Annotated in this window: 23 protein-coding genes; 13 read left to right on the top strand and 10 right to left on the bottom strand. The window is 61.0% G+C overall.

Annotated features, from left to right (window positions below; genetic code table 11):
• Nucleotides 1-11: 11 nt before the first annotated feature.
• The 5 genes from AC3EA7_RS16635 to AC3EA7_RS16615 all read right to left on the bottom strand — a co-directional run bounded on the left by AC3EA7_RS16635 (nucleotide 12) and on the right by AC3EA7_RS16615 (nucleotide 4,194).
• Complete coding sequence (locus AC3EA7_RS16635) at nucleotides 12-632, bottom strand: TetR/AcrR family transcriptional regulator (protein ID WP_488615194.1); 621 nt, start codon at nucleotides 630-632, stop codon at nucleotides 12-14.
• A gap of 597 nt (nucleotides 633-1,229) precedes the next feature.
• Nucleotides 1,230-1,436 (bottom strand): DUF2283 domain-containing protein, encoded by a 207-nt coding sequence (locus AC3EA7_RS16630; RefSeq protein ID WP_288086917.1) that lies wholly within the window; start codon nucleotides 1,434-1,436, stop codon nucleotides 1,230-1,232.
• On the bottom strand, nucleotides 1,433-1,717 hold the full coding sequence (locus AC3EA7_RS16625) for a DUF4258 domain-containing protein (protein ID WP_011997808.1): 285 nt from the start codon (nucleotides 1,715-1,717) through the stop codon (nucleotides 1,433-1,435). Before AC3EA7_RS16625 ends, AC3EA7_RS16630 begins: the two co-directional genes overlap by 4 nt.
• 290 nt (nucleotides 1,718-2,007) lie before the next feature.
• A complete protein-coding gene (locus tag AC3EA7_RS16620; protein WP_488615193.1) occupies nucleotides 2,008-3,546 on the bottom strand; it encodes an aldehyde dehydrogenase family protein in 1,539 nt (512 codons plus the stop codon).
• 99 nt (nucleotides 3,547-3,645) lie between these two features.
• Nucleotides 3,646-4,194, bottom strand: coding sequence for a Uma2 family endonuclease (locus AC3EA7_RS16615; RefSeq protein WP_488615192.1), 549 nt, complete (start codon nucleotides 4,192-4,194; stop codon nucleotides 3,646-3,648).
• Between the two features lie 110 nt (nucleotides 4,195-4,304).
• Here AC3EA7_RS16615 and AC3EA7_RS16610 point away from each other — a divergent pair, with 110 nt between their 5' ends.
• The 5 genes from AC3EA7_RS16610 (at nucleotide 4,305) to AC3EA7_RS16590 (ending at nucleotide 8,093) form a co-directional block, all read left to right on the top strand.
• On the top strand, nucleotides 4,305-5,624 hold the full coding sequence (locus AC3EA7_RS16610; protein WP_488615191.1) for an extracellular solute-binding protein: 1,320 nt from the start codon (nucleotides 4,305-4,307) through the stop codon (nucleotides 5,622-5,624).
• Between the two features lie 69 nt (nucleotides 5,625-5,693).
• Nucleotides 5,694-5,861: a hypothetical protein gene (locus AC3EA7_RS16605; RefSeq protein ID WP_488615190.1), complete on the top strand. Its 168-nt coding sequence runs from the start codon at nucleotides 5,694-5,696 to the stop codon at nucleotides 5,859-5,861.
• Between the two features lie 56 nt (nucleotides 5,862-5,917).
• Nucleotides 5,918-6,106, top strand: coding sequence for a hypothetical protein (locus AC3EA7_RS16600; protein WP_488615189.1), 189 nt, complete (start codon nucleotides 5,918-5,920; stop codon nucleotides 6,104-6,106).
• A 72-nt stretch (nucleotides 6,107-6,178) separates the two neighbouring features.
• Entirely contained in the window at nucleotides 6,179-6,607 is a 429-nt protein-coding gene (locus AC3EA7_RS16595; RefSeq protein ID WP_488615188.1) for a DUF6069 family protein, read from the top strand.
• Nucleotides 6,608-6,623: 16 nt separating this feature from the next.
• On the top strand, nucleotides 6,624-8,093 hold the full coding sequence (locus tag AC3EA7_RS16590; RefSeq protein WP_488615187.1) for a hypothetical protein: 1,470 nt from the start codon (nucleotides 6,624-6,626) through the stop codon (nucleotides 8,091-8,093).
• Here AC3EA7_RS16590 and AC3EA7_RS16585 read toward each other — a convergent pair.
• The 3 genes from AC3EA7_RS16585 to AC3EA7_RS16575 form a co-directional block, all read right to left on the bottom strand.
• Nucleotides 8,090-8,671: a winged helix-turn-helix domain-containing protein gene (locus tag AC3EA7_RS16585; RefSeq protein ID WP_488615186.1), complete on the bottom strand. Its 582-nt coding sequence runs from the start codon at nucleotides 8,669-8,671 to the stop codon at nucleotides 8,090-8,092. The genes AC3EA7_RS16590 and AC3EA7_RS16585 overlap by 4 nt on opposite strands.
• Before the next feature lie 364 nt (nucleotides 8,672-9,035).
• The gene (locus tag AC3EA7_RS16580; protein ID WP_488615185.1) at nucleotides 9,036-9,347 is read right to left on the bottom strand and encodes a hypothetical protein; all 312 of its coding nucleotides are present in this window, start codon (nucleotides 9,345-9,347) and stop codon (nucleotides 9,036-9,038) included.
• 98 nt (nucleotides 9,348-9,445) lie between these two features.
• On the bottom strand, nucleotides 9,446-9,778 hold the full coding sequence (locus tag AC3EA7_RS16575; protein WP_488615184.1) for a helix-turn-helix domain-containing protein: 333 nt from the start codon (nucleotides 9,776-9,778) through the stop codon (nucleotides 9,446-9,448).
• A gap of 147 nt (nucleotides 9,779-9,925) precedes the next feature.
• Here AC3EA7_RS16575 and AC3EA7_RS16570 point away from each other — a divergent pair, with 147 nt between their 5' ends.
• From AC3EA7_RS16570 to rsmA, 7 genes are all read left to right on the top strand, one after another.
• The gene (locus AC3EA7_RS16570) at nucleotides 9,926-10,582 is read left to right on the top strand and encodes a hypothetical protein (RefSeq protein ID WP_488615183.1); all 657 of its coding nucleotides are present in this window, start codon (nucleotides 9,926-9,928) and stop codon (nucleotides 10,580-10,582) included.
• Between the two features lie 148 nt (nucleotides 10,583-10,730).
• On the top strand, nucleotides 10,731-11,096 hold the full coding sequence (locus AC3EA7_RS16565; protein WP_488615182.1) for a TraR/DksA family transcriptional regulator: 366 nt from the start codon (nucleotides 10,731-10,733) through the stop codon (nucleotides 11,094-11,096).
• Nucleotides 11,097-11,512: 416 nt separating this feature from the next.
• Nucleotides 11,513-12,088: a signal peptidase II gene (lspA, locus tag AC3EA7_RS16560; protein ID WP_488615181.1), complete on the top strand. Its 576-nt coding sequence runs from the start codon at nucleotides 11,513-11,515 to the stop codon at nucleotides 12,086-12,088.
• 80 nt (nucleotides 12,089-12,168) lie between these two features.
• On the top strand, nucleotides 12,169-13,113 hold the full coding sequence (locus AC3EA7_RS16555; protein ID WP_488615180.1) for an RluA family pseudouridine synthase: 945 nt from the start codon (nucleotides 12,169-12,171) through the stop codon (nucleotides 13,111-13,113).
• 197 nt (nucleotides 13,114-13,310) lie between these two features.
• Nucleotides 13,311-14,240, top strand: a complete 930-nt coding sequence (gene mdh / locus AC3EA7_RS16550; RefSeq protein ID WP_488615179.1) for a malate dehydrogenase — start codon at nucleotides 13,311-13,313, stop codon at nucleotides 14,238-14,240.
• A 72-nt stretch (nucleotides 14,241-14,312) separates the two neighbouring features.
• Nucleotides 14,313-16,088, top strand: coding sequence for a GAF domain-containing sensor histidine kinase (locus AC3EA7_RS16545; RefSeq protein ID WP_488615178.1), 1,776 nt, complete (start codon nucleotides 14,313-14,315; stop codon nucleotides 16,086-16,088).
• Entirely contained in the window at nucleotides 16,085-16,975 is an 891-nt protein-coding gene (rsmA, locus tag AC3EA7_RS16540; RefSeq protein ID WP_488615177.1) for a 16S rRNA (adenine(1518)-N(6)/adenine(1519)-N(6))-dimethyltransferase RsmA, read from the top strand. Before AC3EA7_RS16545 ends, rsmA begins: the two co-directional genes overlap by 4 nt.
• Here the strand turns inward: rsmA and AC3EA7_RS16535 are convergent.
• Nucleotides 16,972-17,649 carry an HAD-IA family hydrolase gene (locus AC3EA7_RS16535; RefSeq protein ID WP_488615176.1) on the bottom strand — a complete coding sequence of 226 codons (678 nt, stop codon included), beginning with the start codon at nucleotides 17,647-17,649 and terminating at the stop codon, nucleotides 16,972-16,974. The two genes, rsmA and AC3EA7_RS16535, sit on opposite strands and share 4 nt — an antisense overlap.
• 21 nt (nucleotides 17,650-17,670) lie before the next feature.
• Nucleotides 17,671-19,053, bottom strand: coding sequence for an LCP family protein (locus AC3EA7_RS16530; protein WP_488615175.1), 1,383 nt, complete (start codon nucleotides 19,051-19,053; stop codon nucleotides 17,671-17,673).
• A gap of 469 nt (nucleotides 19,054-19,522) precedes the next feature.
• Here AC3EA7_RS16530 and AC3EA7_RS16525 point away from each other — a divergent pair, with 469 nt between their 5' ends.
• Nucleotides 19,523-20,497: a metallophosphoesterase gene (locus AC3EA7_RS16525; RefSeq protein ID WP_488615174.1), complete on the top strand. Its 975-nt coding sequence runs from the start codon at nucleotides 19,523-19,525 to the stop codon at nucleotides 20,495-20,497.
• Nucleotides 20,498-20,819: the final 322 nt, after the last annotated feature.

Below are 20,819 nucleotides of genomic sequence, written 5' to 3'. Positions count from 1 at the left end.
CGGTATTCGATCTAACGGGCGGCAGTGCCGTAGAGGAACAGATCCACCAGCGTCTCAGCAGAGAAATGATCGGTCGAGATCGCCTGATACATATCGCTGCGCTCAGATACAACCGGCGCTGTCTGGCGCTGGAACCCCTCCATCAAGCCAAGGAACAGCATCGCCAGATCACCGGCGTCGTGTCCTTGCAGTTCGCCGCTGGCAAGCCCCTGTTGCATCACATCGCGCAATGGGTCGACCATGTAGCGTTTGAACGCCTCAGCCAGGCGACGCTGACGTTCCGGACTCAGATGTTCACGCGCCTGATGCCGCATCATGCGCGTATCGCTGTTCGGCTCGTGGAGCAACACCTGCGCCAACCCAATGAGACAACCGCGCGTATCAGGCTGATCGGCGATGGCGCGCCGCATCGTTGCGTACATTTCTGCCAGCATATGGATCGCAACCAGCACAAACAACTCTTCCTTATCGGAAAAGTGGTAGTACAGCGTCGGCTTGGTTACATCGGCGGCCTGCACAATGTCGTTGATCGACACTGCGCTGTAGCCGCGCTGCATGAACAGGCGCGTCGCCGTCATCAAAATGCGTGCTGCCGTCGGACCGTATGCTGGTTCATTGATACTATCTTGCATGGATCGTTGATTGCGCTCTTCAAAGTGAATACGGTGTGCGCACTCCTTTCCGCCTCTATTCTACCACTCTACCGAACGGTCAGGAATAGTCTACCATAGTCGCACAGGTTTTGTCAATAGTCTGCAATGGATTAATTGCAGGCGCTGTGCGACGGCAGGGCGCACGGTCGGAAAGCAGGCGCAGGCGTGTGCGAGCGTGGAAGTAATGGTTTTTGAGAAATTAATCCGGTATCGCCACGTCCAGCCCGCGCAGGCGGGCTTCGCTTCCCATAGCTCGCGACTTTAGTCGCCGGGCCACAAGGCGGATAGCGGAATAATTATTCAAAGTCCATTAAGGGCAACCGTCCTATCAGGTGTACAATGACCGGAGAACGTCTATGTACGGCGCTCAACCAGCGCGCCCATTAAAGAGGCTTTCCTGCCGAAGCGTTTATGGAGCAGAGGGGGAGGTTTTCTGGCTGAAGCGCTTGTGGAGAGACGATCTCTTCCAGCATGTCCTGAACCAGGTTGACCTCAAAGGAGCGACATGTTTCTGGAAGTTGCGGGCTGGCAATGCATGTGGATGAATTCTCTGCGCCATGTGGTAGAGCACACGACTCACGGCGTCGGAAGCGTCACCTGATATTCGATACGCTCTGGCGACGCAACTCGACGCGAAGCGTCCAGAATCTCGATGGACACCAGATTACCAGCCATATCGTAATCAAGAATCACGCCAGGCTTGTCCTCGTCGCTCTCCGCAACCAGCGTGTCAGCAAAGATGACAGTCAGCGTATCGGTTTCGCGATCATAGATGACCTTCATTCCTTCCCCCAATACTTCGCAACCTTGCTTGTACGATAAACTGTGACGACTACAGGCGGGATAACATCAACGTCGACAAAAACACGGACAAGGTAGAGTTTGGGCGGATCACCAATCTGAAAGCGTGACTGATAGACTGCGCGACCTTCCCGCACGATTTCAACCTGTTCAGGGGCTGCCAGAACGCTGGTGATCTCGCTCTCGCTGATCTGGCGACGACTCATTTCATTTCGAGCGTGCTCAGATATGCGATAGTGGGCGATGGGCTGCGCGTTTGTCATTGTTCATGTGTTGGCACGCCTGTCTCGCATGATGTGAAGTATACACCATCTCTGTTCTGAGGCGAAGGTCATCCCCAGCATGAGGCGTTGATCGGTAATCATCACTGCGGCTTGGGAAGTCGTGCAGTGGCCGCGAACGGTCGCTCAGCCAGCATGAGGCGTTGATCGGTAATCATCACTGCGGCAACTGGTCTGGCACAGCGATACGTTGCGACTGCGACAACGGAAAGAGGGCGTCGAGACGCGAACCATCGCATCTCAAACACCCTCCCCAACATTGGTTCCAACCCCTAACCCTGATCGCTCTGCGGAATGAGCACGTCCCACCAGACGCGCCCGGTGCGCTTCTGCATGAGATCGACGTGGATGTGCTTCAGTTCGGTGTATGCCATCAAGCCGTAGATGCCGTGCTCGCGCCCGATGCCGCTTTGCTTGTAGCCGCCAAACGGCGCACGCGGCAGAATGATGTGATGGTCATTGATCCAGACCGTGCCGGTGCGGATGCGCTTGGCGACCTCAATCGCGCCCTGGATGTCGCGCGACCAGATAGCGGCGCCCAGCCCGTAGCGGCTGGCGTTCGCCAGTTCGATCGCTTCCGTCACCGTGCGGTAGGGAATGACCGACAGCACCGGACCGAAGATCTCCTCCTGCGCCAGGCGCGTGCCATTCTGCACTCCGGTAAAAATCGTCGGTTCGATGAACGGACCACGCTCGAAGCCGGGGACGCGCGCGCGTTTGCCGCCGGTCACCAGGCGGGCGCCTTCGTGCTTGCCGACGTCAATGTACTCCTCAACAACCCGGCACTGCGCTTCGGAAACGAGCGGACCCAGGTCGGTTTCCAGATCGAGCGGATTGCCGATCCGCAGCGAGCGGGCGCGGGTCACCAGACGCTCAATGAACTCGTCGTGCAGGCTTTCCGGCGCCAGACAGCGGGTTCCTGCCTCGCAACTCTGCCCGCCGTTGAAGAAGACCCCAAACAGCACGCCATCGGTGGCAAGTTCGAGATCGGCGTCGGGCATCACCAGGCTCGGCGACTTGCCGCCGAGTTCGAGGGTCAGACGCTTGATCGTGTCGCTCGCCAGCCGCATGATGTGCCGCCCGGTTTCGGTCGATCCGGTGAACGAGACCTTGTCCACGCCGGGATGCCGTGCCAGTGCATCGCCGACTTCCGCTCCCGGACCGGTCACGACATTTAGCACGCCGCGCGGCAGCAACCCTGCCTCGTGGATCAACCGCGTCAGCATCAGCGCCGTCAGCGGCGTGTAGGACGCCGGTTTGAGCACCACGGTATTCCCCGCCGCCAGCGCTGGCGCGATCTTCCAGATCGTCATCAGCAGCGGATAGTTCCACGGCACAATTTGCCCGCACACGCCGATCGGCTCGCGCCAGACAAAGTTCCAGCTTACCGAGGGAATATCCGTCCAGGGCAGCGCCTCATACGGGTGGATCGTCGCCAGTTCGGCGAACACGCGCAGGTGCTCGACCGACCAGGGAATATCGACGAAGGTGGTTTTGCGCAGCGGTGCGCCAAGGTTGCGCGACTCTAGTTCGGCGAATTCGGCAGTGTGCTCTTCGATCAGATCAGCAATCGCATTGAGAATGCGGGCGCGTTCGTGGCCAGGGGTGTGGGGCCAGGGGCCGCGATCGAACGCTTCGCGCGCCGCCGCCACCGCACGATCAACGTCGGCTGCCGAGCCGCGCGCAACATACGCCATGGTCCGACCGAGAGCCGGTTCGTTGACCGGCATCAGACCGCCTTCGGCATCGCTCCAGTTGCCGTCGATATACAACCCATAACATGGGATATCGTCGTTGGTATGGTCGTCCATGACCGTCCTCCTCGAAGTATGTACACTTCATGCCGCCTTGCGTCATCATACCATGACATGGTACAGTGCGGCAATCATGGAATGGAGCGAAGGCGACGATCATCTCTGCGATGGAACGTCCAGGGTGCATCCACAGGCCAGGGACAGCGTCACCGGCGCCTGAAGGGGCGCGGGGGGATGAGCGGGACGAAAGTGGAGGATTGCGCCGCTGCGCGGATCGACAACCACAACGTTGAGCACGACGTGTTCCAGGTAGAACGGCGCACTGTCAGGCCCCAGGTCTTTGTCTTCATAGCCAGGACAGAGGATTTCGACCACTGCAACGGGAACCACGTCCAGCGCCTCGTCGCTGTCCGGCGGCTCCTCACAAAAGATGGCGAGGTCCGGTCGCTTGATCGACCGTTCGGGGTCGGGGAAACGGATGAGCACATCAGCAAGCGTGAAACAGGCGCAACCGGTCGCATCGCGCTGCGACGGGCGAACCGAGCGCTCGATCCGTTGCAGCGCTTTTCGATGCCGGCTCGACGGCGAGGCTTCCCAGCGGGTTCGCCCACGCACATATTCCAGCCGCACCGGTGCGCCGCTGGCGTCAGTTTGCAGGATCAGTTCCTCAGGTTGAGGCTGCCATAACTGCTCTCCAGGCGCCACCTCTCTTCTGATACAATATCGGACAGCAGCATCTCCGCCAGCCACGGCGCGCTCAAACCCGCACCGTGGCGTCGTCTCGCGCAGTTGGGTTAAAACGAAAGGATGGCTCTATGCACGCGCAAGTGATGGCGCCGCGGGGATGGCTGGCGGTGCTGGCTTCCCTCATCCTGGCATCGTGCGGGTTGCTCGCGCCGCCGCCGCCAACCCCAACGCCCGAGCCGCGCGTGTTGCGCGTGTATACTGTGCGCGACCCGGCCATCGAGGGGGTGATCGAGATCGTCAGCCGCGAGTTTCGCCGTCGCTATCCCGAAGTACAGATCGAACTCATCGACGGGAGCGGCGACTACAGCGAGTTGCAAGGCAGCGCCGCCGCAGGCAACGTTCCCGATGTGGTCTGGTTGATCGACATGCAGGCCGAGTCGCTGGTCGAGGCCAATCTCATTATCGATCTGGAAGAATTTGCCAGAGGCGACAGCAGCATCAACCTGGCTGACGTGCACCCCATGGCGCTGGAACTTGGACGATCCCGCAATCGCCCTGGTCTGTACATGATTCCGGTATCGCTCGAAACCATTCAGATGTACTACAACCGTTCGCTGTGGGAACGATCCGGCGCGCCGCTGCCGAGCGACGCCTGGACGTGGGACGATCTGATTGCTGCATGCAAGCGGCTGCAAGAAGCTTCTCCAGGGGTTGACTGCCTGAGTTTCACGAATGCCAGCCTGAACGGGTACGCCTGGTGGGTCTACTGGCTGCCGTGGGTGCGCGGCGCCGGCGGCGATGCGCTCAGCGCCGATGACGCCCAATCGACGTTGAGTTCACCCGAATCGCTCAAAGGGTTGCAGGAATACGTCGAGCTCTGGCTCACACACAAGATTGCTGCACAATCCGCTTCGGGCAGCGGCGATTGCTTCGTGGAACAGAAGTGCGCGGCGTTCTTCTCGTTTGCCGGCGTTGCACAGCGGTATCGCGATCAGATCGGCGACCGCTTCGCCTGGGATGTGCAACTGGTCCCGCAGCACCCGGCAGGACGATTCACCGGCATCGGGACGTATGGTTTCGCCGTCACGCGCGCCTCGCGCGACCCGCACCTGGCATGGGATTTTGTGAAGCTCTTCATCGCCCCGGAAACGCAACGCGCACTCGCCACGGCATATCTGGGCACGCCAGCGCTTCTGTCACTGAGTGACGATCCGGTGCTCACGCAACTGCCCCCGCCACCCGCAAACATGCGCGCGTTCATTGTTGGACGTGAGGCAGGCATTGCGCCGCCACGCTATCCGGTGGCCTGCGGCAGCGTCTACCAGGGACCGGTGGCATCCGCTATCGACGATGCGCTCGACGCCGCAGTGCGCGGGGTGGTGTCGGTCGAAGGCGCGTTTGCCATTGCAGACCGCAAGATACAGACATGCCTGGATGCGAATCGATAGGTGTGAGAACCGAGAACTGAGAACTGAGAACTGAGAACCGAGAACCGAGAACCGAGAACTGATACTAACTTGCGGTCAGTCCGCCCGGCAGCGGAAGCCGTGGGCTACGGGAAGCCGACCTACCCGGCGGCGGAAGCCGCGCGCTACAGTTGTGCAAAGCCCGCCTGCGCGGGCTGGAGCGGACGCTGCCCCGCAGGAGTAGCGCCGGCTGGAGCGGATGCCACCCCGCAGGAGTAGTGCGGGCTTCAGCCCGCAGCGCCCGGCATCCTGCTGCGCGCCCCGGCAGGCGTGTCGTGGACGCAGACAGCGCCCCGGCAGCGGCAGCCCCGGCAGGGCTTGCACTTGCGGTGAGCGCCGTCGAACCGCGTGCGGTGAGCATGGTCGAACTGCGTCCTCAGCGAGGGCTTCAGCCCGCAGCGAGACGGCAGTTTCTGACTGCACCCGACAATCACCTTCGTCTCGAAGCCTCGCCTGGCGTCTGATATAATGGTAGGGAGTGGCATTGCTCGTTTGCGCCCTGTTTTTGTATTGTGATCTCCAAGGGAGCCTGTAGTATGTCCGCAATTGCACAGACCCGCCTTTCAAACGCAACGCAGCTCAGAGCCGGCGGCGCAGCAGTGCTGGCGGCGGTTGTGGCAAATGTCGTCACTCGCCTGCTCCTTGGCGCAGTTGTGCCGCTGTCGCCGGATTTTATGCCATTCACGCCTGGACCGATCATCGCCTTTACGCTCCTCTTCACCTTGATCGGCGTCGGTGTGCTGGCAGTGGTCAATCGCGTCGCTGCCAACCCGCTCCGAACCTACAATACCATCGGCGTCATTGCGTTCTTCGTGTCGCTGATCCCCAATCTGGCGGGCGCCGCCAATCCGTCGGCGATGCCGATGGGAGGGAGTGGAACGGATTACCTGATCCTGATCATTTTCCACATCGTGGCGGCGGTTGCGTTCCTTGGCGTTCTGAACGTCGTGGCGCGCAGAACGTAGCCACGTGGGATGGTGCATGATCCGCCGTCTGCTTCTTCTCACCGGCGCTTCGCTCGCTGCATCCTCTATCTACATTCCCGGCTTCACCACTATTCCTCTGGCTGATGATTGGGCAGTGATTCAGCGCAACCTGGATCTGTCGCTCCACGACCTGCCGCAGTTACTCACCACTACGCACGGCGGCTGGTATCGTCCGGTGTTCGACCTCTTCATCAGTGTGTGCGCCAGACTCTTCGGCTTCGAGGCGCTTGGGTATCACGTCGTCGCCTTTGTGCTCTACCTCGCCGTTACCGTGCTGGTTGCCAATATTCTCGTCGTACTGACGCGACGTAGCGCCGCTGGCGCGCTGGCTGCCATACTCTTCGGCGTCCATGGGGCGCATGCCGAGCCGGTGCTGTGGGTCTCGGCGTCGAACGAACTGCTGGCAGGGGTGTTCGTTCTTCTCGGTCTGCGAAGTTACCTGGCATTCCGCAATTCCTCGTCGCCGGGCAGGTATTACGCGCTGACCATCGTGTGCTACGTGCTCGCCATTGGCGCGAAAGAAACCGCCATCTTCCTGCCGGTCGCGCTCGCGGTTTACGATCTGCTCGACGCTCACGCAGAAACGTGGCGAGAACGTCTCCGCCGCCTTACCCCGGTCGCGCCGCTGCTGGCGATCCAGGGCGTGTTTGTCGCCTTTCGCTTCTGGACCGGCTCGCCCTACCCGTTTGAGATCGACCCCTTCCGCATTGCCGTCAACCTGGCGTATTACCTGGCAGTCGGGCTATTCGCCCTGCCGGACAACTACGGCTATGCGACATCGCTGCCGTTGTGGCGAGAGCAGCCGGCGCTGCCGCTGATCGCGATGACGGTCGCAATGGGCGCGACGGGCATCCTGGGATGGCTGGTCTGGCAGGTTCGCGGGCGCATTCCCCGCCATCAGGTGCGCATCCTGTTGTTTGCGGCAGCGTGGAGCGTCATCGCGCTGTACCCCGTCATCCTGACGGCTACCGGTCGCACGGCATTCATGGCGACGATCGGAATTGCCTGGCTGGTCGCCGCAGGATGGGGCGCGATCTGGCACACCGCAGAGGCGCGGCGGCCGTTATGTGTTGCAGCGCTGATCCTGCTGATCGGGGCGAATGCAGGCGTCGCCTCGTATCGCGCATACTGGTGGCGCCAGGCGGGCGACGAAATGGAACGCGCTATCGCCTGGATGGACGGCGCGCTGGCGGATATTCCTGCGGGCGCAACCGTATGCGTCACCGGCTTACCGGATCATCTGCATCACGCCTATGTGTTCCGCAATGCGTTTCCCATGCTCGGTCAGGTGCGCTTTCCCGATTATGTCGTGCATGCGTTTCTCGAAGATGCGCCAACTGACAGGCATTGTGACGGCGCGTATGTCATTCACTATGCAGACGCGATGCATCCCACAATCATCTGGCTCGTATTCAGGCCGATTACAAGAAGGCGCGCAGCACCGTCTGCTGCGTGCTGTTGCTAGATGTCACCCTCTCGGAGATACCGGTATCCCTTCTCGCTGATTTCCCATACTCCTCGTGGGCTGTCACTACGTAGGAGTCCCTCCTTAACCAACGAGTTGCGCGCCCACTGGGCGGAGTTGCTCCAACGTGGCTTGTCTGGATAAGAGGCGAGAGGCTCGTAGTCTACGTCTCGTAGCACGGGCTTCATTTTCTGAAGAACACGGTTGAGAACCTGGGGCATCGGTGCTGATCCGCCAAGTTCCTGCAACGTTTCGAGGATCGGTCGATAGTAGGCCTCTTCGCGGGTACGCAACCCGCGGCGTAGACGTCCCAGGTTGCGACGCTCAGCATGGGTTTCTGTGTCTTCTTCGTCTTTCTCGCGGATGAAGAGTCTTTCCCATTCGCGTCGAAGAGCGTCTGTTCTGTCGCGGAAAGCAGTGACTTCTGCGACACGTTCAAGCGCCTCTTTCGCCTTACCATAATCGCCAGACTCAAAGGCGCGGGCGCCAAGTCGGTTCATGAACTCGATTTCAGCCTCGATCTCTTCGAGAAGTATCTCAAAGGCAGCAATGACGCCGGTCGGGTTGTTCTCGATCATCGACGACTCCTTGATATTGAGATGCCCAAACGTGGGTGTCAGCCACCCGCTGAGCACCGCGAAGCGGATCGTCTGCATGCCGTGTTGGGCGCAGCCCCGGCCTTGCGGCAGCGCTAGGCGGCAGCGCTAGAATGTCCAAATGAACTCAGAGTCAGTCCCCACATCCGGCATCGCCCGGTCTCGCCTGCGCAGCCGGGCGTCGCTGCCCAGAGCCTGCGCCGTCACGCGCCAGGCAGCCCGGCGCATAAAGGGAAAAGGTATCGGGATGCCGGTTTTGTCATGACTCCTCGCTTGCTTTTTTCGGGTCGAAGCGCGTAAAGGGAAAAAGTATCGGGATGCCGGTTTTTCCGCTCCCGTAGCGCCGTCACTTTGGGCGCCCACGCGGCGGAATGCCGAGGCGCCGCCGCCAGTTCCCAACGGTGCTGACCGAGACGTTGAGCGCATTGGCGATCCGGGTCAGCGGCAGCCGTTCCTCGAGATACAACCGGCGGAAGAGCGCCTCGTCGAACGGCCTGGCGGCGAAGCGCCCGCTGCGCAACGCTACGCCGCACTGCCGCAGACGCCGCGCAATGGTGACCGGGTTGCAGTGATATTGACGCGCCAGCGTGATGGTGGTGGCGCCCGCCTCGTACATGGCGCGGAGACGGTCGCACGGCAGGGAAAGACGACGCGGCATGGCAACTCCACACGTTTTCGTGTAAATCCAGGGGAAAAGAAGGGCGCTTCGATTGCGCCCTTCATGTTGATTTATTCTAACACGAAAACGTGTAGATGTCAAGCGCCGCTGACGCCTGCCGTATCGGCATCGACGCGCTCAGTCGTCGCTTCGCCATCGTGCTGCGCGCCATCGCCATCGGCGGAGGTTTCGGATGTTTGCGGCAAATACGGGAAACCGGCGCGTTCTGCGACCATGCTCAACGTTTTCTGGGTCGAGCGATGCGGCGTATGCAGACCGGTTTCCCACTCACTGATTGTCTGCTGCCGCACTTCCAGCAGGTCGGCCAGCTCGCGTTGAGTCATATCCATATGTTCGCGCAACGCACGGATCATTTCAGGCTTCCAGGTATACGTCGCCCGGCGGCGGCGCTTGTTTCGTTCATTGCTCATATGCTTTCTCCCCTCTGCATCACACTGCTGCCAAATAACGTCTCTGTATCAGTATTGTAACACGCCAACGGATTGTTTAAAAAGGCGCAAAAGCAGGATTTGCGGTCATTAGCGCCGCTTGTCGTATGGCACACGTGGCGGTACAATATGCAGATAGGACACCTGACACGACGAGGGATGGCGTTGATCAGTTACGAAGAACTTGCAGCGGGACTGGAAGAAGCCTGGCTGATTGCCGGACTGCACGAGCATGCCGTCGTTGAGAGCATTCAGCCGGAGACGCTGGATCGCACCTACCGCGCCGAACTCTTCCCTGAGCATCCCGAACCGATTGGCGAAGGATGGTCGCCGCCATGGGTCGAACTCAACCTGGTCTGGACAGCGGCGCACCAGTTGCATTCGGAAGGGCGCGACATCGCTCCCGGTCCGCTCGAACTGGCATGGACCTACACCGTTGATATCCGGTCGTTTGATCGCAGTGACGCCGAGTTGATACGCGCCTTCAATGGCGCCGTGCGCGCGGCGCTGCGGCGGGTGGCGCCAGACCTTCCCCCGCCGGCGGATTATATTGCGGTCGAGATACGTCGCGGGTACCGCATCGATGAGAAGCCATTGCCGGTATACGTCCAGATTGTCGGCACGAATGTCACCGATCTGAGCGATCTGTGGGAGCAGCGGAGTTCGGAGGCGCTGCGCGACGTGCTGCGCGATGAGTTGCTGATCGTGGCGACGCTGCTGCATAGCCTGGGGGAGACGTTCACGCCTGGCGGCATTGGCGGGTATCGTTCGGTGGATACAGCGTAACCGTATTCGATGTCACAACGTGGTATAATAACGGTACGACAATAGAACCATACACGGAAACGACGTGTATGAGGAGGGTGCCGGTCGCAGGTGCGGCAGAAGAGGCTGCCGAGCCTGTGTTGTTGTTGGCGAGAAAGGAGCGGCGAAGATGCCACCGACGACAGTCTTCGCAGCACAACGAGAGCGACTCGAAGCGGAGCGCGATGCGTTGCTCGCCGAGATCGCCGCGCTAGAGCGTGAACGCGCCAACCGCGAGGAGAGCGCGGGTATCGGAAACGTGGTTGCTGAAGAAATGATGGAAACGCTGGTGCGCGAACGTGATCTTGCCCTGCGCAGCAATGCGCGCGATCTTCTGGAGCAGGTCAATGCAGCGCTGCGCCGCATGGATGAAGGAACGTATGGAATCTGCGCCGATTGCGGCGAACCTATCCCGCTCGAGCGCCTGGAGGCGCTGCCGTATGCCACGCTGTGCGTCCGTTGCCAGGCGGCGCGCGAGCGCTCCCGGCGATGGTAGTGTGCGTCTCACATGGGCGCTCGCAAGCAGCCCCTTGCGGCTTCTCAGCGCCACGAGGGGCTGTCTGTTCATGGCGAGAGGTGAGAGGTGAGAGGCGAGAGGTGAGAGGTGAGAGGCGAGAGGCGAGAGGTGAGAGGCGAGAGGCGAGAGGTGAGAGGTGAGAGGCGAGAGGTGAGAGGTGAGAGGCGAGAGGTGAGAGGTGAGAGGCGAGAGGTGAGAGGTGAGAGGCGAGAGGTGAAAGGGTTGAGAGGTTGCGGTAGAGACAGTGCGTTGCGACGTCTCACGGGGTTGAACGGCACATGCTGAATGCGGGCGGGTGGCCGGGCGTAAGACTGATCAAGGGTGACAGAGAACAGGTTACCAGTTAAGTCGAGCGATCTAACCCCTAACCCGTGCACAGAAAGTGAAAGATCGCATTGACCAATACACGCCGGACAATCTGGCATGAGCTGCAGCGGTACTGGTTGCGTCCCGCTATGATTGCAGCAACCATTCTCGCCGTCGATCAGGCGACCAAGGCGTGGGTGCTCAGCACCCTGGGCACGGTTGAAGGAACCTCTCGACCATTGATCGATGACTGGCTGAGTCTGACGTTGATCCACAATACTGGCATCGCGTTCGGGATGTTCGATGTTGGCTTCTCACACTTTTTCACGGTCACATCGATCATCATCAGCCTGGGCGCCATGTATTTTTACCGCTATCATCTGCCCGGACCACATCTCCTCTCCCAGACATGCCTCGGTCTGATCGTCGGCGGCGCAGTGGGGAACATTATTGATCGGGTGCGCTTCGGCTACGTCATCGATTTTGTTCATGTGCACTGGTTCCCCGGCATCTTCAATGTCGCCGACAGTGCGATCACCATTGGCGTGGCAGCTCTGGCGCTCTTCCTGCTGTTGACCGGTGACGGGGATCGACGCCGCACCGCATCAGATGATGCGCTTTTGAGCGATCTCCTCAACCAGGATCCGCGCGGACCCGGTTCGTAGGAGGTGGAGCGCATCCGCACTGGCAAGGCTGAACGAATGAGGGGGAGAGTGTGGTCGGTTTGGGTTCGGGTGAGGGTGTTGTGAGTGCTGAACTGCTGCAACTGGTGGTCGAGGCTGTCGATGAAGGCGATCGCCTGGACAGGTATATCGCCGGGAAAGCGCCTGATCTCTCGCGCACCTATGCTCGCCATCTCATCGAAAACGCGCGCGTGCTTCTGAACAATCGCCAGGCGCGCCCCAGTTCACCGGTGCGCGCTGGCGACATCGTGACGGTGCATCTGCCCGAACCGCAACCGGTTGGACTTATCGCTGAAACAATCCCGCTCCAGATCATCTATGAGGACGACGATGTCGTTGTGATCGACAAGCCGGCGGGTATGGTCGTCCATCCCGCCCCTGGTCATGATCACGGCACTCTGGTGAATGCGTTGATTGCGCGCTACCCCGAAATGGCGATCAGCGGCGATCTGCGCCCTGGCATTGTGCATCGCCTGGACCGCGATACGTCGGGGTTGCTGGTGGCGGCGCGCAACGACCGCGCGCTGCGGGCGTTGCAGGCGCAACAACAGGCGCGCCGCATGCTGAAAATCTATCTGGTCGTCGTCGAAGGACGGATGAACGATGCAGAAGGTGTGATCGATGCGCCTGTCGCGCGTCACCCGACCGACCGCGTGCGTATGGCGGTGATTGCCGGCGGGAGACCGGCGCGCACCCATTGGCGCGTCCTCGAAGCATTGGGGGAGTATACGCTGATCGAGGCGCGCCTGGAGACTGGACGCACCCATCAGATCCGGGTGCATTTTGCATCACGTAACCGACCGGTGCTCGCCGATCCGCTCTATGGTCCGAAGCGTCCCCGGGCAACCTTCGGGTTGACACGGCAGTTTCTCCATGCGCATCGCCTGGGATTCGCGCTGCCATCGAGCGGCGCGTGGGTCGAGTTTACCTCGCCGCTGCCCGCCGACCTGGAAGCGGCGCTTGCCCGGTTGCGCCAGCGCACCGCTGCGTCGGTCCGACGATCATGAAAACGTTCGGTTCGGTTTACAGAGCATAACCATTGTTGAGGTCCGGTCACGTTATGACGATAATCGTCACCCTGTCTGTTCAGGATGCTCTGCAAACGAGTATGACTCGCAGGTGAAGTTTCAACAGTCTGACGAAGAAGCGGTTGGAATGTCCATACGGTTTCGCAGAGGTTGTAACCATTCGAAGAGGAGGAGCCATGAGACCGAAAATCTCGATCATCGGCGCGGGGTTTGTTGGTTCAACCGCCGCTCACTGGATCGCATCCAAAGAACTGGGTGACGTGGTGCTGGTCGATATCATCGAGGGCGTGCCGCAGGGAAAAGGGCTTGACCTGTTGCAGGCGGGACCCATTGAAGGGTTTGATGTGACGATTACGGGCACGAATGACTACGCTGCAACCGCCAACTCCGACATCATCGTCGTGACATCGGGCGCGCCGCGAAAACCCGGCATGAGCCGCGAGGACCTGATCCGCGTCAATGCCGACATCACCCGCGACTGCATCTCCAAGGCGGCGCCGCTCTCGCCCAATGCGGTGATCATTATGGTGAACAATCCGCTCGACACGATGACATACCTGGCGAAGCAGGTGAGCGGCTTCCCCAAGAACCGCGTCATAGGGCAGGCGGGCGTGCTCGACACCGCGCGCTACCGCACCTTCATCGCCATGGAAGCCGGGGTGTCGGTCGAGGATATTCAAGCGATGCTGATGGGCGGGCACGGCGACGAGATGGTGCCGCTGCCGCGCTTCACCACCATCAGCGGCATTCCGGTGACCGAGTTCATCAGCCAGGAACGGCTCAACGCGATTATTGAACGCACACGCAAAGGCGGCGGCGAAATCGTCAATCTGCTGAAGACCGGCAGCGCCTACTACGCGCCAAGCGCCGCCACCGTTCAGATGGTCGAGGCGATCCTGCGCGATAAGAAGCGGGTGCTGCCCTGCGCCTGCTATCTTGAAGGAGAGTATGGACTGAACGATATCTACTTCGGCGTGCCGTGCATCCTCGGCGCCGGCGGCGTCGAACGGGTGCTGGAACTGCCGTTGAACGACGAGGAGATGGCGCTGGTGAAGAAGAGCGCCGAGGCAGTCGGTTCGTCGATCGCAGTGCTCAAACAGATGTAGGTCTGGTAAAGTAATGCTCGCCTTCTCTGAGATCGTGTCATACGGCACGATCTCGGAGTAACATACCATACTATGGACGCAGCGGAGCACATCCCGCTTTCATCGAAGATTTCTCTGCAACGCCAGATGCTCGGCGGCGACCGCTTTTATAATCTGTCGCGCTGGGGCGTGATCCTCTTACTCATTGGGATTGTTCAACTGCTCTCCGGCGAATCGCTCTGGTCCCCTGCAAACGCCCAGAGTCCAATGATCATCGTCATGTGGGGGTATGCGATCTTCGCGGCGCTGGCGACGATCCTGGTGTTTATTCCGCAGGCGGTGACGTTCCTGCGGTTCAGTTTTGCGGTCGATATCCTGACGCTGCTGCTCCTGACGCTGTTCAATCCGGATCCGCGTGAGGTGCTGTATCCTCTCTTTCTGCTGCCGCTGGTCAACGCGGCATTCCGCCTGAACTCGTCGGCAAGTCTGCTTACCGGACTGATCACTGCGTTTGTGTACGTCGGCGCTTACCTGGTCGCGCGGATCGGTCCGGGCAATGGCACGATCCCGACCGATCCGCTTGGGTATGTCGGGCTGGCATTGCGTGCGCTGGCGCTGGTGTTCATTCCCTGGATCACCGGCGGCCTGGCGGAGCGCTGGAGCGCCAGCAACCGGTTGAGTGTGGCGCTGGCGGAAGAAAAGGCGGCGCAGGCGTTGCGTGAGGCGAATGCCTATCGCGATCAGACGCGCGCGCTCTACGAGGCGGCGTACACGCTGGCAACAACCAACGATTATCAGAATGTGCTCGAAGTGGCGCTGACCGAAAGTCAGAAACTGGCGCCGTATACCTCCGGCATGGTGCTCCTCGCCACCGGACAACCCAATCAACTGTTTGTCGCTGCATCGCGCGGGCTGGACGCCGACGACCGGGAACGCACGGTGACCGTTGCGAACGGCGCGATCGGTCGGGCATTACGCGAGTCGAGTCCCGTGGCACTGGATCACATTCAAGATGATCCGGAAATGATGGCGTTCACATCGCTGCGCCGATGCCGCACTGCCTGCCTGCTGCCGTTGTGCTTCGGGTTGTATATCTATGGGGTCATGGTGTTTGCCAGCGACCAGGAGCGCGCCTTTGGCGACGAGGAGGTCGAGAAACTTGCGGCGCTGGCATCCTATGCGCTGGTGGCGCTGCAGAACGCGCAACTGATCTACGACTTGCAGCAGGAACGCTCGAAACTCCTCTCGAAAGAAGAAGAGGTGCGCCATCAATTGGCGCGCGACCTGCACGACGGACCGGCGCAGGCGCTGGCGGCGATCACGATGAACGTCGAGTTCATCAAGCGGTTGCTCGAGCGCGACCCGGCGCGCGTGCTGCCTGAACTCGACAAACTGGGGCAACTCGCCAAGCGCACAACCCACGAAGTGCGCACCATGCTCTTCGAATTGCGCCCGCTGGCGCTCGAAACGCAGGGGCTCGACGTGACGCTGCAACAGTACTTCGAGCGCTTCCGCGACAATCCGACCAAAATCATCCTCGAAGCCGATAAAATCGATGCGCACCTCGATACAAAAGTCGAAGGCACGCTGTTCAACATCATTCAGGAAGCGGTCAACAATGCGCTGAAACACGCCAAAGCGCACCACATCCGGGTGCGCCTGCGCCAGACGCCAACCACGCTCGAAACCATCATCGAAGACGACGGACGCGGTTTCGATGTCGAGAAGGTGCGCGCCAGCTACGATCAGCGCGGTTCATTCGGCTTGCTGAACATCGAGGAACGCGCCTCCCTCATGGGTGGCGTCGCCGAAGTGACGTCCACACCAGGCAAGGGCACCACGTGGAAGGTGATTGTGCCACTCCAATGACGTCTGCAAATCCTTACCTCTCCCCTGCGCGCGTCCGTGCCGCGCTCCGCGCTCTGGATCTGCGCCCTTCCCGAGGTATGGGGCAAAACTTCCTGACCGACGGCGCCGCACTGACGAAGATCGTCAACGCCGCTGAATTGACTGCCGACGATACGGTGATTGAAGTCGGACCCGGTTTGGGCGTGTTGACATGGGAACTGGCACAGCGCGCCCGCACGGTGATTGCCGTCGAACTCGACCGCCGCCTGGCAGAGCGGCTGCGCGCCGAGTTCCGCGCCTTCTCGAACCTGGCGATTATTCAAGGTGATGTGTTGCACCTGCCGCCAGAAATCATGCTGGCAGAACATGCCCCCGACGTGGCCGCCGGCGCCCAACCGTACAAGGTCGTCGCAAATCTCCCCTACGCCATTACATCGGCGGCATTACGCCATTTCCTTAGCGACCCGCTGCGCCCGACGCTGATGGTCGTGCTGGTGCAGCGCGAAGTCGCCGACCGGATCTGCGCGCGCCCTGGCGATCTGAGCGTTCTGGCGCATGCCGTGCAGATCTACGCCGAACCCGAGATCATCGCGCGCATTCCGGCGTCCTGTTTCTTCCCAACACCTGAAGTCGAGTCGACTATCCTGCGGCTGCGCATTCGCCCACAGCCGGCTGTTGCGCCCGAGCAACCGGAAGCGCTGCTGCGCTTGATCAAAGCCGGCTTCCTTCACCCGCGCAAACAGTTGGGAAATGCCCTGCCGGGCGGGATGGCTGCTATGGGAATGAAAACCGATAAACAGCGGATCCTGGAAGCGCTCGCCGCTGCTGGCATCGACCCTGCCCGCCGCGCCGAAACCGTAACCCTCGACGAATGGGGAGCGGTGTACCGGGCGTTGAATGTTCCCTAACCCCTAACCCCTAACCATTCCACAAACGCCCGCAAATCAGGAACTTCGATAAATGGCGCGGGACCATCCGGCGGTAGAGGTTCTCGTTTGCGGTTAACCCACACGACCGGCAACCCCAGGCGAGCGGCAGGCACAACATCGTGGAAGTGGCTCTGCGCAACATGGAGCCAGCGCAATCCGCCGATCCGCTCGCGGGCAGCGATGAAATGACCGGTGTCCGGCTTGTACGAGCCAACCTGCTGTGCTGTGACGATCAGATCGATTGGCGCAGTAAAATGCCGGATCGTCGCCGCCAGCAGGTCATCATCCACATTCGACAGGATGCCCAGACGGTACCCGGCGGCGTGCAGCCGTTCGAGCGCCGGATTCGTGTCGTCGAACGGGGTCCACTGCGGCAGCGTCGCCGCAAAAAACCGAGCGGTATCATCGTCCATGGGCCAGCCAAGCGTTGCGGCTGCACGCTGCGCCGTCTCTGCCAGCACCTGACGATAGGGGCGGTACTCAGCCGCCTCGACCTGCGGCTCGATAGCGTGATAGGCAGTCAGCGCAGCGTCAAGGTCGATGTTCACGCCAGCGCGCTGCGCCGCAGCCGCGAATGCGCTGCGAATGCCGCCGTCCCAGTCGATCAGCGTGCCGTAGCAATCGAATGTGATCACATCATACTCACGGGTCATTGATATGCTCCTGAAGAGAAGTTACTTAACCCGATCCTGCCCCAGCACCACGACAATGTCAACCGTCGGGGCGACGCCCTCAGGCGGACCGCGACGGATCTCGGCGTCGAGCAGCGCCGCCAGGCGGCGGGCAGTGGCGGGTTTGCCGGTGACATCATACACGATGGTGCGGGGAATATCGCTGCGCGGTGCATCGGCAGCGGGCACGACGGTGAATCCTGCCGACTCTAGTTCGCCGCTGACACGCCGCGCCAGCCCGGTGACGCCGGCGCCGTTCAGCACCTGAATGCGCGCATCTTCGGTTTCGACGCCAGGTGTTGCCAGAAAGTCGCGCACCACCTCGCGCACCTCGGCCGGATCCCAGAGAATATCGGACCCGATTTCTCTGAAGTTGGGCGCGGTATCGGGCGCGATGCGGAACTGCCCGATCGTCGCCGGATCAAGCCCGGTTGCAATCCACGCCATCCCCAATAGCATATCGGGGCGCGATAGTGGCAGTGTGGCAGCAAACGCACCGTCGAGCGCCTGACCGAGCGCCGGCATCAGGAATGCTGCACCGATAGGTCCACGGGCGTGAAGTTCGTTGACAACAGCCCGCACGACCTGTTGCTGCCGCTCGGCACGCCCGAAGTCGCTATCAGCGTGGCGAGTGCGGGCGTAGATCAGCGCGCGCGCCCCATCCATCCGCTGCGGACCAGGCTCGAACTCGACGCGCACCGTGCCGAAATCGGGGGTCGGGTAGGCATCATCGACAATCCGGCGCGGCACATCGATGGTGACGCCGCCAAGCGCATCGATGACGCGCGCAAAACCGTCGAAATTGATCTGCGCCGTGTAGTGAATCGGAAGATCGAGAAATTGCTCAACAGTCTCGGCGGCCAGCGCCATCCCCCCCTGCGCCGGCGTCGTCGCCTCGCCATAGAGTTTCGCGGCAGACGCATAGCCATGCCCATAGGCGACATTGATCTTGGTTGGACCGATGTCGCGCAGGTCAACACGCGTGTCGCGCGGGATGGAGAGCAGACTGACCCGCCGACCAAAGGTGTCGAGGCGAACGACGATGAGGGTGTCGCTGCGCACCCCTTCTTCCGGGTGATCGGGACGCTCATCGACGCCGATGAGCAGGACATTGATCGGCGTGCCAGGCGGATTGAGGGGCGGGAACGGTCGTGCATCGGCGATGATCAACGGCGCCACAGCGGCGGCGAATTGCCAGTAGAACAGCGCGATAAGCGCCGTCAGCAGCACACCGATAAGTATCAGCGCGCGTCGGATGCGCCGCCGCACGTTGCGTCGAACGGGAAGCGCAGCGTTTCGCGCACGCCGGATGACGATCGTCTCGCCAGTATACGCGCGCTGCCGCGCCTGCCGATCGGTTGTGTCACTGTCATATCTGTCGCGCATATGACAGAGTATAGCGCATGCAATCAACGATCAATCTGACAGATTGATGGCATCGTATGTCAGAGAGCGATCATCAAATTGTAAACTGTGTGTGGTATGCTGTGAAAGGTGAGAGGGGCGAGGCGTGAGGCGTGAGGGGCGAGGCGTGAGGGGCGAGGCATGAGGCGTGAGGCGTGAGAGTTGAAGGTGAGAAAGTTCAGTTGAGCCTGTCGAAACCAACGCCAGCCGCTCCAGAGGCGCAGGCTCAATTGTCTGCGTTTTGGTTGATCTTCAAAATAATCCGGTATCGCCCAATGAAGCCCGCGCAGGCGGGCTTCGCAGCAGGAGCCTGCGGCTTCAGCCGCCGGGCAGACGAACGGATAGCGGAACAATTTGTCAAACTCCATATTAGTTCTCGGTTCTCGGAGTCAATCGCATGACACTACTGACCGCACCAAAATCAGCATTCATCCCAGCAAAGGAATATCACGTGCCTATCGAGATACATCCACACGAACCGCCGCTGCAGGGCGTGCGTCCGCGCAAACGGCGAGCGCTGCGCGGACGCCAGACGATCGAGGTGGCGAAACTGCACGTCAACCGTGGATGGCTTGGTCTTGGCGCAGTAGCGACCGCTGCCGGGCTTGCGGGGGTCAGTCTGTTCGGCTGGCGCGTTGCAGCGGCAGGAGGAGCGTTCGGTGCGGCAGCGCTTGGTCATATGCTGCTCGGAGAACCGGCGCGCCCGATCCTGGAGCGCATCACGCTACCCATCCCCGCGCTGCCGCCGGAACTCAACGGGTTGCGCATTGGTCATCTGACCGATAGCCACCTTGGTTTCCGCTACAGCGAGGCAAACCTGGCGTGGGGCGTTGCGCAGATGCAGCGTGAGCGCCCCGACCTGATCGTGCTCACCGGCGATATTGTCACACATCACTGGGCAATCCCCGATGTGCCGCGGTTGCTGCGCGGCTTGCATGCGCCGCTCGGCATCTATGCCGTGCCAGGCAACCACGACCATTGGGAAGGTCTGGCAGACCTGCGCGCCGCGTTGACGCTGGCAAACATTCCGCTGCTGCTGAACGAACACCGCCGGCTGTCATGGAACGGCAGCGATCTGTGGCTGATCGGCATCGACGATGTGTGGGACGGGCGGCCATCATTGCGGCAGGCGTTGCGTGGCGTGCCGACCCACGGGTTCAAACTGCTCCTCTCCCACGCGCCTGATGTCGCCGAAAGCGCAGCACACGCCGGCATCCACGTGCAACTGTCGGGTCACACGCACGGCGGCCATCTGCGTCTCCCGCTGCTCGGTCCTTTCACCCTGCCGCGCTACGGCAAGCGCTACGTCATCGGCAAGTATCAGGTCGCTGGGTTGACCCTCTATGTGTCGCGCGGGATCGGCGGCGCGCCGCTGCGCCTTCTCTGCCCGCCGGAAGCGACGATCATCACCCTGCGACGACCGTAGATTGCATGGTATACTGCCTGGGAGGGAAACATCGGCATGCTACGTTGGGTAGGCGAAGGCATGATTTCAAGCGGCGCGCCTTTTCCGGTTTACTCTGGGAAACATCGGCATGCTACGTTGGGTAGGCGAAGGCATGATTTCAAGCGGCGCGCCTTTTCCGGTTTACTCTGGGAAACATCGGCATGCTACGTTGGGTAGGCGAAGGCAATGCCTTCGCCTACCCGGTCTCTTGTAGAGCGATCAACCCCAACCTGGACAATCAAGGACGTGGAGCGGCTGATGTTGGCTGAGCCTGTCGAAGCCAACATCAGCCGCTCGACGG

Source organism: Roseiflexus sp. (genome assembly GCF_057785375.1).
This window is presented reverse-complemented; position numbering and strand designations above follow the sequence as displayed.